Annotated in this window: 15 protein-coding genes; 14 read left to right on the top strand and 1 reads right to left on the bottom strand. The window is 71.8% G+C overall.

From position 1 onward, the window contains the following. Window position 1 precedes the first annotated feature (1 nt). The 4 genes from uvrB to A6A08_RS09500 all read left to right on the top strand — a co-directional run bounded on the left by uvrB (window position 2) and on the right by A6A08_RS09500 (window position 5,087). Window positions 2-2,101 (top strand): excinuclease ABC subunit UvrB, encoded by a 2,100-nt coding sequence (gene uvrB, locus A6A08_RS09485; protein WP_073702177.1) that lies wholly within the window; start codon window positions 2-4, stop codon window positions 2,099-2,101. A 180-nt stretch (window positions 2,102-2,281) separates the two neighbouring features. Then, on the top strand, window positions 2,282-2,728 hold the full coding sequence (locus A6A08_RS09490) for a DUF3060 domain-containing protein (RefSeq protein ID WP_073702178.1): 447 nt from the start codon (window positions 2,282-2,284) through the stop codon (window positions 2,726-2,728). A 361-nt stretch (window positions 2,729-3,089) separates the two neighbouring features. Further along, complete coding sequence (locus A6A08_RS09495; RefSeq protein ID WP_073702179.1) at window positions 3,090-4,085, top strand: GNAT family N-acetyltransferase; 996 nt, start codon at window positions 3,090-3,092, stop codon at window positions 4,083-4,085. Window positions 4,086-4,163: 78 nt separating this feature from the next. Continuing rightward, window positions 4,164-5,087 (top strand): hydroxymethylglutaryl-CoA lyase, encoded by a 924-nt coding sequence (locus tag A6A08_RS09500; RefSeq protein ID WP_073702180.1) that lies wholly within the window; start codon window positions 4,164-4,166, stop codon window positions 5,085-5,087. Window positions 5,088-5,140: 53 nt separating this feature from the next. Here A6A08_RS09500 and A6A08_RS09505 read toward each other — a convergent pair whose 3' ends face one another. Next, window positions 5,141-5,458, bottom strand: coding sequence for a hypothetical protein (locus A6A08_RS09505; protein WP_143181728.1), 318 nt, complete (start codon window positions 5,456-5,458; stop codon window positions 5,141-5,143). A gap of 52 nt (window positions 5,459-5,510) precedes the next feature. Between A6A08_RS09505 and A6A08_RS09510 the strand changes: the two genes are divergently transcribed. The 10 genes from A6A08_RS09510 to A6A08_RS09555 form a co-directional block, all read left to right on the top strand. Then, entirely contained in the window at window positions 5,511-5,846 is a 336-nt protein-coding gene (locus tag A6A08_RS09510; protein WP_073702182.1) for a helix-turn-helix transcriptional regulator, read from the top strand. Continuing rightward, on the top strand, window positions 5,846-6,562 hold the full coding sequence (locus tag A6A08_RS09515) for a cation diffusion facilitator family transporter (RefSeq protein WP_073702183.1): 717 nt from the start codon (window positions 5,846-5,848) through the stop codon (window positions 6,560-6,562). The genes A6A08_RS09510 and A6A08_RS09515 overlap by 1 nt, the downstream gene beginning before the upstream one ends. A 354-nt stretch (window positions 6,563-6,916) precedes the next feature. After that, window positions 6,917-8,557 carry a CTP synthase gene (locus A6A08_RS09520; protein WP_073702184.1) on the top strand — a complete coding sequence of 547 codons (1,641 nt, stop codon included), beginning with the start codon at window positions 6,917-6,919 and terminating at the stop codon, window positions 8,555-8,557. Window positions 8,558-8,606: 49 nt separating this feature from the next. Beyond that, complete coding sequence (locus A6A08_RS09525; protein WP_073702185.1) at window positions 8,607-9,269, top strand: NUDIX domain-containing protein; 663 nt, start codon at window positions 8,607-8,609, stop codon at window positions 9,267-9,269. Window positions 9,270-9,329: 60 nt separating this feature from the next. Continuing rightward, window positions 9,330-10,274: a tyrosine recombinase gene (locus A6A08_RS09530; protein ID WP_199866893.1), complete on the top strand. Its 945-nt coding sequence runs from the start codon at window positions 9,330-9,332 to the stop codon at window positions 10,272-10,274. Between the two features lie 254 nt (window positions 10,275-10,528). Then, window positions 10,529-11,485: a ParA family protein gene (locus tag A6A08_RS09535; RefSeq protein WP_073702187.1), complete on the top strand. Its 957-nt coding sequence runs from the start codon at window positions 10,529-10,531 to the stop codon at window positions 11,483-11,485. Continuing rightward, window positions 11,482-11,877, top strand: coding sequence for a hypothetical protein (locus A6A08_RS09540; protein WP_073702188.1), 396 nt, complete (start codon window positions 11,482-11,484; stop codon window positions 11,875-11,877). Before A6A08_RS09535 ends, A6A08_RS09540 begins: the two co-directional genes overlap by 4 nt. Before the next feature lie 120 nt (window positions 11,878-11,997). After that, entirely contained in the window at window positions 11,998-12,888 is an 891-nt protein-coding gene (locus A6A08_RS09545; protein WP_073702189.1) for a ScpA family protein, read from the top strand. Window positions 12,889-12,897: 9 nt separating this feature from the next. Beyond that, window positions 12,898-13,533 carry an SMC-Scp complex subunit ScpB gene (gene scpB, locus A6A08_RS09550; protein WP_378699588.1) on the top strand — a complete coding sequence of 212 codons (636 nt, stop codon included), beginning with the start codon at window positions 12,898-12,900 and terminating at the stop codon, window positions 13,531-13,533. Between the two features lie 14 nt (window positions 13,534-13,547). Then, window positions 13,548-14,088 (top strand): hypothetical protein (locus A6A08_RS09555; protein ID WP_394328475.1); only part of this gene is annotated, 541 nt, incomplete at its 3' end.

A 14,088-nucleotide genomic window follows, 5' to 3' on the forward strand; every position in this document is an offset into this window, starting at 1 on the left:
CGTGCGACCGGTCAGCGACATCAAACGCAGTGAGGCGCCCTTCGAGGTGGTCTCGGAGATGACCCCCGCGGGGGACCAGCCAGGCGCCATCGCCGAGATCAGCAAGCGGGTGCGTGCGGGGGACCCGCACACGGTGCTGCTCGGCGCCACCGGCACCGGCAAGACGGCGACCGTGGCGTGGACGGTGGAGCAGCTCCAGCGGCCGACCCTGGTGATGCAGCCCAACAAGACCCTGGCGGCCCAGTTCGCCAACGAGCTCCGGCAGATGCTGCCGAACAACGCGGTCGAGTACTTCGTGTCGTACTACGACTACTACCAGCCCGAGGCCTACGTCCCCCAGAGCGACACCTACATCGAGAAGGACTCCTCGATCAACGACGAGGTGGAGCGCCTGCGCCACTCGGCGACCAACTCGCTGCTCACCCGGCGGGACACCATCGTGGTCGCGTCGGTCTCGTGCATCTACGGCCTGGGCACCCCGCAGGAGTACGTGGACCGGATGGCGCAGCTGGCGGTGGGCATGGAGGTCGACCGCGACGAGCTGCTGCGCCGCCTGGTGGAGATGCAGTACTCCCGCAACGACACCGCGTTCACGCGCGGCACGTTCCGCGTGCGCGGCGACACCATCGAGATCATCCCGGTCTACGAGGAGCTGGCGATCCGCATCGAGATGTTCGGTGACGAGGTCGAGCGCCTGCTCACCCTGCACCCGCTCACCGGCGAGGTGCTGGGGGAGAGCCGGGAGATGTTCATCTTCCCCGCCTCGCACTACGTGGCCGGCGAGGAGCGCACCGAGCGCGCCATCGGCTCGATCGAGGCGGAGCTGGGCGAGCGGCTGGCCGAGCTGGAGGCCCAGGGCAAGCTGCTGGAGGCGCAGCGCCTGCGCATGCGCACCACCCACGACCTGGAGATGATGCGCCAGCTGGGCACCTGCTCGGGCATCGAGAACTACTCGAGGCACTTCGACGACCGCGAGCCGGGCAGCCCGCCCAACACGCTGCTGGACTACTTCCCCGAGGACTTCCTGCTGGTGCTGGACGAGTCGCACGTGACCGTCCCGCAGATCGGCGCGATGTACGAGGGCGACGCCGCGCGCAAGCGCACCCTGGTCGACCACGGGTTCCGGCTGCCGTCGGCGATGGACAACCGGCCGCTGAGGTGGGAGGAGTTCACCGAGCGGATCGGGCAGACCGTCTACCTGTCGGCGACCCCGGGACGCTACGAACTGCGCCAGAGCGGCGGCGACGTGGTGGAGCAGGTCATCCGCCCCACCGGCCTGGTCGACCCGGAGGTGCTGGTCAAGCCCACCGACGGGCAGATCGACGACCTGGTGCACGAGATCCGGGTGCGCGCCGAGCGCCAGGAGCGGGTGCTGGTCACCACGCTCACCAAGAAGATGGCCGAGGACCTCACCGACTACTTCGCCGAGCTGGGCATCCGGGTGCGCTACCTGCACAGCGAGGTGGACACGCTGCGCCGGGTGGAGCTGCTGCGGGAGCTGCGGGTGGGCGAGTTCGACGTGCTGGTGGGCATCAACCTGCTGCGCGAGGGCCTGGACCTGCCCGAGGTGTCGCTGGTGGCCATCCTGGACGCGGACAAGGAGGGCTTCCTGCGATCGGAGACCTCGCTGATCCAGACGATCGGCCGCGCGGCGCGCAACGTCGCGGGCCAGGTGCACATGTACGCCGACAACGTCACGGACTCGATGCGCTCGGCGATCGACGAGACCAACCGGCGCCGGGACAAGCAGCTGGCCTACAACGCCGAGCACGGGATCGACCCCACGCCGCTGCGCAAGCAGATCGCCGACATCCTGGACGCGCTCAACCGGGAGGACGTGGACACCGAGGAGCTCATGGCCACCGGCTACCGCAGCTCCGGGGCCAAGGGCGGCCGGGCTCCGGTGCCCGCTCTGGGCGAGCGCTCGGCCGACGTCTCCTCCATGCCGCGGGCGGAGCTGGCCGGCCTCATCGAGCAGCTGAGCGAGCAGATGCACCAGGCGGCGGCCGACCTCCAGTTCGAGCTGGCGGCCAGGTTGCGCGACGAGATCGGTGAGCTCAAACGTGAGCTTCGCGGCATGGACGCGGCCGGGGTGAAGTGACGCCGAGCCCCGTGGGACGGCGGTTCCGGCTCCCGGTGGCCGGGGCCGGGGACGATCGGGGGTATCGGAACGGGAACGTTTAGGGAACAGCGAGGTCGCATGGTTATCTCCGCGTGACATACTCTTGGCTTCGCGCAAGCTGTATGTCGCAATTGCCGGTTATCCGGTTGTGGGGGAAACATGAGGGTTCGGCTCCTGGCGGCCGCGGGCGGTGGCCTGCTGTTCACCTCCCTGCTTCCCGGGTGCGGTCTGGCCTTCGGGCATGAGGACGTCGAGGTGCCCAACGGCGCCCCGGGCACCGAGAGCGCCCGCGACGACGCGGTCATACCCGACCACAACGTCAGCGACGACGACACCCTGATCGTCGTCGACGACGGCGCCGAGATCGACGAGGACTGCGGCGGCCGCGAGGTCGTGGTCACCGCGGACGACGCCGCCGTGGTCCTGCACGGAGGCTGCGGGCTGGTACGGGCCAGCGGCCGCGGGTCCACCGTCGACGTGGGCTCGGCGGACAAGATCGTGCTGATCGGGGTGGACAACATCGTCTCCTTCGCCTCGGGCGACCCCGAGGTGGTCAACCACGGCCGCAACACCACGGTGACCGAGGGCGGCGTCGCCAGGAAGTGACCTGGAAGCGCCGGGATCCGGGAAGGCCGGTGGGCAGGGAGGTTCCGTGTCGGTGCGTTGACCGCCCCGGCATCCGGGAGTGACCTTCGATCCGTTACCGTGGTGCCCGTCCGCTCGCGTCCGCACCGGGGCGCGCGGGTGCCGACGCCGGGCGGACGCGGCGACGCTGAGTGAATTATCGGTTGCAATTGGCGCTTTCGTCTTCTCGGCCGGTTCCGAGGCGGTACGGTCGATTCGTCCCGCCCGCGGTGCAACCGGTCCCGTCGGGGCGGCACGACGGTCAGCGGCGCCGCACGCGCCGTGCCGGATACCGGTCCGGCAGCCGCGTGTTCGGCGTGAGGACCCGCTAGGGGAGGGGTGGATGAGCGGTTATGTCGCGCGGGTGCGACATGATGAGTCGCCCGGGGGCGATGTCGGCCTGGACCCGTTGGTGCGGTCGGCCGCCCAGCGCTGGGCCGCCGCGGACCCGCTGCTGCCCGAACCCGTCAACTTCGCTCCGAACTCCTACCCCCTCCTGACCGTCAGCGACGAGGACGGCCGCGCCGTCGCCGCCGGCACCATGCACTACACCTGGTACCAGCCCGGTGAGGTCGGCCGGATCTGGGGCGTGCCCGACCAGCACTGGCTGACCCCCATCGTCGGCGGCCCCGACCCCGGCCGTGCCCTGGACTCCCTGCTGACCAGCTGGCGCGACCAGCTGGAGGACCTGCCGACCGGCACCGGCTCGGAGTCGGCGGCCCTGGTGAGCTGGCCCGCCCGCGACGTGTGCGGCATCATCCCGCTGCAGCGCCACGGCCTGCAGCCCTACACCGTGCTGGCCGCCCGCCAGCGCCGCCGCGGGGTGCCCCCGTCGCTGCCGCCGCGCGACGTGACGCTGAGGCTGGCCGACCGCAGCGACCTGACCCAGGTGGTCGGGCTCCTGATGGAGGAGCACCGCTACGAGCAGCACTTCGGCGGGGTGTTCCTGCAGTCGGACACCGCCGAGCAGACCCGCAAGGTCGCCGCGCGTGCGCTCAACCGCTCCCGTTCCTGGATCTGGCTGGCCGAGAGGCGCGGCCGCGCCGTGGGGCTGCTGTGGGTGTCCCCGCCCGAGCGGTCCCGGTGGGCCAAGTCCCTGGTCAACGCCCGGCCGATCGCGCACATCGGCTACGGCGTGGTGGTCGCGCAGGAGCGCGGCAACGGGATCGGCACCGCGTTGGTGGGCCAGGCGCACCAGGCCCTGGACAGCCACGGCGTGGGCGTCTCGGTGCTCAACTACGCCGCGATGAACCCTTTGTCGGGCCCCTTCTGGCACCGTATGGGCTACCGCCCGGTGTGGACGACCTGGGAGGTCCGCCCCGCCCTGGCCCTGCGCTGAGCCCCGGTGCGGACCCGGTGCGGGAGCTTCCACTACCCTGTGCGCGAAAGCGCGACGGTGCGTGGAGGGTGAGGCAGGATGACCGCGAACGACCGTGGGCCCCAGGGCGCGGAGCATGTGGAGATCGTCGAGGTGGGGCCGCGCGACGGCCTCCAGAACGAGGCCAGGACGCTCTCGGTCGACGACCGCGTCGAACTGATCGACCGTGCCGCGGCCGCCGGCGCGCGCCGGATCGAGGCGGTCAGCTTCGTCAACCCCAAGCGGGTGCCGCAGATGGCCGGGGCCGAGGAGGTCATGGCGGGCGTCACGCGCACGCCGGGGGTCTCCCACATCGGCCTGGTGCTCAACCGGCGCGGCCTGGACCGCGCGGTGGCGGCGGGGGTCTCGGAGGTCAACGTGGCGGTGCCCGCCACCGACGGCTTCTGCGTCCGCAACCAGGGCTGCACCGTCGAGGAGATGCTCGGCGCCCTCGCCGGCATCGACGCCGCCCTCGCCGGGACGGGCATTCCGCTGAGCGTCACCGTCTCCACCGCGTTCGGCTGCCCCTTCGACGGTGAGGTGCCGCCCGAGCAGGTCGTCGAGGTGGTCCGCCGTGTCGCCGACACCGGCGCCGTGGAGGTCGCCCTGGCCGACACCATCGGCGTGGGTGTGCCCCGGCAGGTGGGCGACCTCCTGGCGAGGGTCGGGAAGGTCGCCGACGGCCGCAGGCTGCGCTGCCACTTCCACAACACCCGCAACACCGGTTACGCGAACGCCCTGGCGGCCGTGGACGCGGGGGTTCGGGTGCTCGACTCCAGCCTGGGCGGTTTCGGCGGCTGTCCGTTCGCACCCGCCGCGACCGGCAACATCGCCACCGAGGACCTGCTGTACATGCTCCACCGCAGCGGCCTGCACACGGGTGTGAGCCTGTCGGGGGCCGCCGCCCTGGGAGCGTGGATGGGGGAGCGCCTGGACAAGCAGCCGCCCGCCTACCTGGGACGTGCGGGAGCCTTCCCGGCCTGACGCGCCGTCGCCCGGGTGCTCGGGGCGTTCCCGGTAGCCCGGGCCGGACGCGGTCAGGCGAGGGCGCCCAGGAGCCGGGCCGCCTCCTCCGCACCGCCGCCGGGTGCCGGACGCCTGCCCGCCCGCAGCCCCACGCGCAGGAGCACGTGCGGTCCCCCGTCCTCGACGCGCAGGTCCAGGAAGGCGCAGCAGCTCCGTTCGGCGGCCACCAGGTCCGCCAGCGCCCCGGCACGGTCGGGGGACAGGCTCCAGACGGTCTCCCTCCCCTCCCGGTGCTCCCGGGCGCCGCGCAGCAGCTCCCGCCAGGCGGTGAGCCGCTCCCGGTGGCCGTCCCCGTCCAACGAACACGCCTCGGCCCCCACGGTGGCCACCTCCTTTTGTTCATAGTTTCATGGATTCACGATATTATGTATCGTGGAGGGCATGCTGCAAGTAGCCACCGAGATCGACGCCCTGGCCCGTTTCGGCCGTGCCCTGGCCGACCCCATCCGCTGCAGGGTCCTGCTGGTCCTGCGCGACGGTCCCGCCCACCCCGCCGAGTTGGCCGAGGAACTCGACATCAGCCGTACCCGGCTGTCCAACCACCTGGCCTGCCTGCGCGACTGCGGGCTGGTCGTCACCGCGCCCGTCGGCCGCCGGATCCGCTACGAACTCGCCGACCCGCGGCTCAGGCACGCCCTGGACGACCTGCGCTCGGCCGTGCTGGCGGTCGAGACCGACCGGGCCTGTGTCGACGCAGACGAGGAGGGCTGCTGCTGATGGACACCGCCACCGACCCCGGCCGCAGGGCGGTCCTCACCAGGAGGGTCCGCCTGCTGGTCGCGGCCACCATCACCTACAACCTCGTCGAGGCGGCCGTGGCCCTCTCCTCCGGGTGGGTCGCCTCCTCCGCCGCGCTCATCGGCTTCGGGCTGGACTCGCTGGTCGAGGTCTCCTCCGCCGCCGCCGTGGCGTGGCAGTTCTCCGCCCGCGAGGAGGCGGTCCGCCAGGCGCGTGAGCGAAGGGCGATGAAGGTCATCGCGGTCGCGTTCTTCGCCCTGGCCGCCTACGTCGGCGTCGAGGCGGTGCGCACCATCCTGGGCGCGCAGGAGGCCGCCCCGTCGACGGTCGGGATCGTCCTGGCCGCCGTGTCGGTGGCGGTCATGCCGCTGCTGTCCCTGGCGCAGCGCCGGGCCGGGCGCGAACTCGGCTCGGCCACGGCGGTCGCCGACTCCAAGCAGACCCTGCTGTGCGCCTACCTGTCCGCGGCGCTCCTGGTCGGCCTGCTGCTGAACGCCGTCCTCGGCTGGGCCTGGGCCGATCCGGTCGTGGCCCTGCTCATCGCGGCCCTCGCCGTGCGGGAGGGCCGCGAGGCCTGGCGCGGTGACGCATGCTGCGCCCCGCCCGGTCTCGCCCTCACGGTTCGGGGGGCGGAGGAGGACGGCCGCTCGTGCGGTTGCCCGGACGGCTGCTCGGACGGCTGCGCCTGCGACTGACCCCGTGCCGGGCGCGGTCCTACCCGAACGGCGCCCGGGCCTTTCCGCCCGGGCGCCGGCACCGCCCGGGACGGGATGGCTCGGCCCCGGGAGGGCCGTGCCCGGAACGTGTGGTGTTCGTCGCAGGGCGGTGGGGCCACAGCTCCCACGGGGGCGGCCGCGGCGGTGGGAGGAGAGGAACAGCGAGGTGTACGGAGGTGTTCCCCGGTATGGACGGACGGGGGGCCTGTTATCCTGGTGCCCCGTGGAGTCCGGCGGCCGGAGCGATGAGCACCCGCCCGCAACCGGACCGCCGCACGGCCGCTCAGTTCGCCCCGAGCCAGCCGTAGCCACTCAACCCACGGGAGCATCACTTTGGCATCCGCCGCGAGTACCAAGCACCTTTTCGTTACTGGCGGCGTCGCCTCCAGTCTTGGCAAAGGCCTGACGGCTTCCAGCCTGGGACGACTCCTCAAGTCGCGCGGCCTGCGGGTCACCATGCAAAAGCTCGACCCCTACCTCAACGTCGACCCGGGGACGATGAACCCCTTCCAGCACGGCGAGGTGTTCGTCACCGACGACGGCGCCGAGACCGACCTGGACGTGGGCCACTACGAGCGCTTCCTGGACACCGAGCTGTCCGCGACGGCCAACGTCACCACCGGCCAGATCTACTCCAGCGTCATCGCCAAGGAGCGCCAGGGCGCCTATCTCGGTGACACCGTGCAGGTCATCCCGCACATCACCAACGAGATCAAGGCGCGCATCTACGCGATGGACGCCCCCGACGTCGACATCGTCATCACCGAGATCGGCGGCACGGTCGGCGACATCGAGTCGCAGCCCTTCCTGGAGGCGGTCCGCCAGATCCGCCACGAGATCGGCCGGGACAACTGCTTCTTCCTGCACGTGTCCCTCATCCCGTTCCTCGGCCCGTCCGGGGAGATGAAGACCAAGCCCACCCAGCACTCCGTGGCCGCCCTGCGCAGCATCGGCATCCAGCCCGACGCGATCGTGTGCCGCTCGGACCGGCCCATCACGCAGAGCCTGAAGTCCAAGATCAGCCTCATGTGCGACGTGGACGAGGCCGGCGTGGTCTCCACCCCCGACGCCCCCTCCATCTACGATATCCCCAAGGTCCTGCACCGCGAGGGCCTGGACGCCTATGTCGTCCGCCGCCTCGGCATGCCCTTCCGCGACGTGGACTGGACCGAGTGGGACGAGCTGCTGCGCCGCGTGCACCAGCCCGACCACGAGGTCACCATCGCCCTGGTCGGCAAGTACATCGACCTGCCCGACGCCTACCTGTCGGTCAGCGAGGCCCTGCGCGCGGGCGGCTTCGCCACCGACACCCGTGTGAACATCCGCTGGGTGGCCAGTGACAACTGCGCAAGCCCCTCCGGTGCCGCCGCCGAGCTGGACGGCGCGGACGGCATCCTCATCCCCGGCGGCTTCGGCGTGCGCGGCATCGAGGGCAAGCTCGGCGCCATCCGCTACGCACGCGAGAACCGGGTGCCGCTGCTGGGCATCTGCCTGGGCCTGCAGGCCATGGTCATCGAGTACGCCCGCGACGTGCTCGGCCTGGAGGGCGCCAACAGCGCCGAGTTCGACGACAAGGCCCAGAACCCGGTCATCGCCACCATGGCCGACCAGACCGACGTCGTCGCCGGTGAGCGCGACATGGGCGGCACCATGCGCCTGGGCATGTACCCGGCCGAGCTGGGCGAGGGCACCGTGGTGCGCGAACTCTACGACGGGCTGGCCGAGGCCTCCGAGCGCCACCGCCACCGCTTCGAGGTCAACAACGCCTACCGTTCCCAGCTGGAGGAGGCGGGCCTGGTGTTCTCCGGGCTCTCCCCTGATGGCAAGCTGGTGGAGTACATCGAGCTGCCCCGGGACGTCCACCCGTTCTTCGTCGCGACCCAGGCGCACCCGGAGCTGCGGTCCCGCCCGACCAAGGCCAATCCGCTCTTCCGCGGGCTGGTCTCGGCGGCTCTGGAGTACCACAACTCCTGACGGAAGGGGCCGGGTCTGGGCGGGGCACGAGTCCTGAGAGGCGGGATCCATGCCCAGTGACGCCCACCCGGACCAGACCACGGGGGCGGACGCGAAGCTCGCGGACGCCCCCGAGTCGTGGCCGGTGCAACGGTCAAAGGAGCGCTTCCGCGGCGCCAAGTGCGCAATGCGCACGGACTGGGTGCACATGCCCGGGGCGGGCGGCGAGGGCACGACCGTGGCCTCCCGCGACTACATGGTCCATCCCGGCGCCGCGGCGGCCCTGGCACTGGACGGGGACGGCAGGGTGCTCCTGCAGCGCCAGTACCGCCACGCCACCCGGCACACCCTCTGGGAGCTGCCCGCGGGGCTGATCGACGTCGAGGGAGAGGGGCCGCTGCCCACCGCCCAGCGCGAACTGGTCGAGGAGGCGGGCCTGCGCGCCGGGCGCTGGCACGAACTGGCCGACTTCTTCCCCAGCCCCGGGTTCTCCGACGAGCGCATCCACGTGTTCCTGGCCCGGGACCTGTCGGTGGTGCCCTCGGAGGAGATCGGCTTCGAGCGCGAGCACGAGGAGGCCCACCTGGTCGCCGAGTGGGTCCCCCTGGAGAAGGCGGTCGACCTGGCCATGACGGGCCGGCTGCACAACGGCGCGACCGTGATCGGCATCCTGGCCGCCCGGGCCGCGGCCGCCGACGGCTTCGCGTCGCTGCGCGAGCCCGGAGCGGACTGACCCGTGGCCGAGCGACCGGAGCCCGCCGGCCCGGAGGAGGAGCCCGATCCGCTGGCGAGGATGTGCTCCGCCTTCCTGGACCACCTCAGCGCCGAACGCGCCCTGGCCGCCAACACCCTCATGGCCTACCGGCGCGACCTGCGCCGCTACCGCGACCATCTGGCGGAACGGGGGATCGCCTCCCCGGACGCGGTGGGGCCGGGCCACGTGGGCGATTTCCTGCGGATGCTGCGGGAGGGGGACGGGCACCACCCGCCGCTCAGCGCCGCCTCGGCCGGGCGGGCCCTGGCCGCCGTGCGCGGCCTGCACCGGTTCGCCGTGCGCGAGGGGTGGTCGCGGACCGACCCGGCCACCGACGTCCCCCCGCCGGCTCCGCCGATGCGGCTGCCCAAGGCGATACCGCTGGAGTCGGTGGAGCGCATCCTGGACGCCGCCGGACCGGCCGGCGCCCCGGCCTCTGGTGACCGCGCCGCGCTGCTGGCCCTGCGCGACCGCGCCCTGCTGGAGGTGCTCTACGGCACGGGCGCGCGCATATCCGAGGCGGTGGGGCTGGACGTGGACGACGTCGCCGACGCCGTGGAGGACGGTGAGGCCGTGGGCCTGGTGCGCTTCCGGGGCAAGGGCGGCAGGGAGCGGGTGGTCCCGCTGGGCTCCTACGCCCGCCGGGCGCTCTCGGGCTACCTGGTGCGGGCCCGGCCGGGTCTGGCCGCCTCCGGCCGCGGCGGTCCGGCGCTGTTCCTCAACGCCCGCGGCGGCAGGCTCACCCGCCAGGGCGGCTGGGGGGTCCTGGGGGCCGTCGCCGAGCGCGCCGGGGTCGAGGGGGTCTCACCGCATACGCTGCGCCACTCCTTCGCCACCCACCTCCTCGACGGCGGTGCGGACATCCGCGTCGTGCAGGAACTCCTGGGGCACAGTTCGGTCACCACCACCCAGGTCTACACACTCGTTACAGTCGAACACCTGCGCGAGGTGTACGCGTCGAGTCATCCCAGGGCACGGCGCTGAGGCGGCCGCGCGGAGCGGGCGGCCCCGCCGCGGGGCGGGGCCGGGCGGCCCGTTTCCGGCCTCCCCCGATTTCCTCCCGGGCCGAAGGCGTGGGATTCTACCCGTACGTTTCGTTGAAGTGCGTCGTGTCGGCGTTCTAGAGTCGCCGCACGGAGGTACGTTGCTGTCGACATATTGAGTTTCCGACGGCGGCCAGGCCCAAGAGCACGGCATCCCTTGGAGCCGTGGCCGGTCCGTAGGGGAGGTCAAGGGTTGTGAACTGGGAGAACGACGAGGCTGCGAGCACCGCACCCGTCGGCGAGGGGGTACTCGCCGACCCGGTGACCAACCCGTGGGGGACGACACGCAACACGGGGGCTGATCTGCACACCACAAGACCCGAGCGGACGTATCCGGAGCCCGAGCCCGTCGATGAACACGGCCCGGCACGGATTGTAGCACTCTGTAATCAGAAGGGCGGGGTCGGTAAGACCACCACGACGATCAACCTCGGCGCCGCCATCGCCGAGTACGGAAGACGGGTGCTGCTGGTCGACTTCGACCCGCAGGGAGCCCTCTCCGTCGGCCTGGGCCGCCTCGATCCGCGCGAGCTGGACCTGACCGTCTACAACCTGCTCATGCAGCGGGACGTGGCGGTCGAGGACGTCCTGCTCAAGACCGACATCGACGGCCTGGACCTGATCCCGAGCAACATCGACCTGTCGGCGGCCGAGGTGCAGCTGGTCGGAGAGGTCGCGCGCGAGCAGATGCTCGGCCGGGCCCTGCGCCCGATCATCGACGACTACGACGTCGTGCTGATCGACTGCCAGCCCTCGCTGGGCCTGCTCACCGTCAACGCGCTCACCGCGGCCGACGGCGTCATCGTGCCGCTGGAGTGCGAGTTCTTCGCGCTGCGCGGTGTGGCCCTGCTCATGGACACCATCCAGAAGGTCCAGGAGCGGCTCAACGAGGACCTGGTCATCGACGGCTTCCTGGGCACCATGTACGACCCGCGCACGCTCCACGCGCGCGAGGTGCTGTCCACGATCATCGACGGGTTCGGCGACAAGGTCTACGGCACGGTCATCAACCGCACCGTGCGCTTCCCGGACGCCACCGTGGCGGGCGAGCCCATCACCAGGTTCGACTCGTCCTCGGCCGGGGCCAACGCCTATCGGGATCTGGCCAAGGAGGTGCTGGCGAGGTGGCCTCTCAGCGGTCACGGCGCGTGACCCTACCCGGAGCGGACGAGCTGTTCTTCCGTTCCAGCGGCGCCGAGGAGGCGCCGGAAGAGACCGAACGCCAGTACACGGCACCGGAGCAGCAGAACAGGAAGGCCGAGACGCCGGCGCGCTCCAAGAGCAGGTCCAAGGGCAGGTCCGGCACGAAGGTGCGGGGCGCGCCCAAGCCGAGCGGGCGCCAGCGCCACGACGAGAAGATCACCGTCTACGTCTCCGCGCCCGAACTACTGGCACTGGAGCAGACCCGGCTGTCGTTGCGGGCCGAGCACGGGCTGGCGGCCGACAGGGGCCGGCTCGTCCGGGAGGCCGTCGCGGTGCTGCTGGCCGACTTCGAGGAGCACGGGTCGTCCAGCATGCTGGTACGCAGGCTGAGCGAGGACTGAGTTCCCGCACCGGTACCGGAGGGGGTACCGGTTCGGCGACGGAAGGGTCGCGGGTGTCACCGGCGGGTTCACGCCGGTGACACCCTTGTTGCATGAGTGAGACGACGTGGGGCCGGTGCCATGGCGGTTGAGGGGACCCGGGCGGACACCGAGGCCGAGGTGGACGAGAACGCCTTCCAGGTGCACCTCGACAACTTCGAGGGGCCCTTCGACCTGCTCCTGGCGCTGATCTCCAAGCACAAGCTGGACATCACCGAGGTGGCGCTGTCGAAGGTCACCGACGAGTTCATCGCGCACATCCGTGCGCACGGTGAGGAGTGGGACCTGGACCAGGCCAGCAACTTCCTGCTGGTCGCGGCGACCCTGCTGGACCTGAAGGCGGCCCGGCTGCTGCCGCGCGGCGACGTCGAGGACGAGGCCGACCTGGCCCTGCTGGAGGCCCGCGACCTGCTGTTCGCCCGGCTGCTGCAGTACCGGGCCTACAAGGAGGTCGCCTCGTTCATGCGGGAGCGGCTGGCCTCGCAGGGGCGCCGCTACGCGCGCGCCGTCCCGCTGGAGGAGCGCTTCGCCGCACTCAGGCCGGACGTGCTGTTCAAGCTGGGCCCCCAGGAGTTCGCGGCGCTGGCCGGGATGGTGTTCACGCCCAAGGAGCCGCCCAGTGTGCCGGTCACCCACATCCACCAGACCAGGACCTCGGTCAGGGAGCAGGGCGAGCTGATGGTCGCGGAGCTGCGCGAGCACGGGCGGCTGACCTTCGCCGAGCTCACCGCGGCCTGCACCGGTACCTTCGAGGTCGTCGCCCGCTTCCTCGCGCTGCTGGAGCTGTACCGGGCCGCCAACGTGGGCTTCGACCAGCCCGAACCGCTTGGTGAGCTGATCGTCACCTGGACCGGCGGTGAGGAGGAGGTCGAGTTGCGCAGCGAGTACGACGGCTCCGACGGCTCCGACGGCTCCGACGGGCCGGGGGAGGCCGGGAGCGCGGACGGAGCGGGTGGACCAGGGCAGACGTAAGGAGCGAGGATGACCGCAGAGGACACGACGGCCGGAGTCCGGGACGAGATGGCCGGGCAGACGGCCGCGGAGGACGCGGTCGGCGGCGCCCAGGCCCCGCCCGCCCTGCGCCGCGACCTGGAGGCGGTGCTGATGGTGGTGGACCAGCCGGTGTCGGAGTACGACCTGGCACGGGCCATGGACGTGCCCGTCACCGTGGTCTCGCGGACCCTGGAGTCCCTGTCCCGGGAATACACCGAGCAGGGCAGGGGTTTCGACCTTCGGGCGGTGGCCGACGGATGGCGTGTGTACACGCGTCCCGAGTGCGCCGACGTCGTCGAGCACTTCCTCCGGGAGGGGCAGGAGGTGCGGCTCACCCAGGCCGCGCTGGAGACGATGGCGGTGGTGGCCTACCGCCAGCCGGTCTCCCGGGGCAGGGTCTCCGCCGTACGCGGTGTCAACTGCGACGGGGTTATGCGTACCCTCGTACTGAGGGGGCTGATCGAAGAGGCCGGGCACGACTCCGAGTCCGGTGCGCTGCTGTATCGGACCACCTCCTATTTCCTGGAACGGTTGGGCCTGCGAGGCCTCGACGAGCTGCCTGATCTGGCGCCGTTCCTCCCCGACGACATCGAAGGTCTAGACGACACCGGTGAGCACACCTAAGAACAGTTCCCGCGGTGCGCGGGACGACGCCCCGCGCGGTGAGCGCGGCGACTACGACAACCGCGGCGGCCAGGGCCGCCGTGACGACCGGGACCGCCGGGACGACCGTCCCCGCGGCGGACACCGGGATGACAGCGGCCGGAGGGGCCGCGACGACCGTGACCGCAGTGGTTTCCGCGGCGGGCGGGACGACCGTGGCCGTGGGGGTTTCCGGGGTGACCGGGACGACCGCGGTGGCAGGGACTTCCGTGGCGGGGACCGCGACGGCCGGGGCGGGCGTGACTTCCGCGACCGCGACGACCGCCGTTCCCATGGTGACCGCGACGGTCGTGAGGGCCGTGACTTCCGTGGTTCGGGTGAGCGTTCCCAGGGCCGTGGCCGTGACGACCAGCGTGGTGGCGGCCGTTACGAGCGCGGCGGGCGCGGTCCGGGCGGTGGCCGCGACGACCGTGGCCGTGGGGGTTTCCGGGGTGACCGGGACGACCGCGGTGGCAGGGACTTCCGTGGCGGGGACCGTGACGGCCGGGGCGGGCGTGACTTCCGCGACCGCGACGG

This window comes from Nocardiopsis sp. TSRI0078 (genome assembly GCF_001905145.1).
Lineage (GTDB): Bacteria > Actinomycetota > Actinomycetes > Streptosporangiales > Streptosporangiaceae > Nocardiopsis.

Coding starts and splice junctions, on each gene's coding strand:
- A6A08_RS09490 (WP_073702178.1), top strand. CDS start 2,282: ATGAGGGTTCGGCTCCTGGCGGCCGCGGGCGGTGGCCTGCTGTTCACC.
- A6A08_RS09495 (WP_073702179.1), top strand. CDS start 3,090: ATGAGCGGTTATGTCGCGCGGGTGCGACATGATGAGTCGCCCGGGGGC.
- A6A08_RS09500 (WP_073702180.1), top strand. CDS start 4,164: ATGACCGCGAACGACCGTGGGCCCCAGGGCGCGGAGCATGTGGAGATC.
- A6A08_RS09510 (WP_073702182.1), top strand. CDS start 5,511: ATGCTGCAAGTAGCCACCGAGATCGACGCCCTGGCCCGTTTCGGCCGT.
- A6A08_RS09515 (WP_073702183.1), top strand. CDS start 5,846: ATGGACACCGCCACCGACCCCGGCCGCAGGGCGGTCCTCACCAGGAGG.
- A6A08_RS09525 (WP_073702185.1), top strand. CDS start 8,607: ATGCCCAGTGACGCCCACCCGGACCAGACCACGGGGGCGGACGCGAAG.
- A6A08_RS09530 (WP_199866893.1), top strand. CDS start 9,330: ATGTGCTCCGCCTTCCTGGACCACCTCAGCGCCGAACGCGCCCTGGCC.
- A6A08_RS09545 (WP_073702189.1), top strand. CDS start 11,998: ATGGCGGTTGAGGGGACCCGGGCGGACACCGAGGCCGAGGTGGACGAG.
- scpB (WP_378699588.1), top strand. CDS start 12,898: ATGACCGCAGAGGACACGACGGCCGGAGTCCGGGACGAGATGGCCGGG.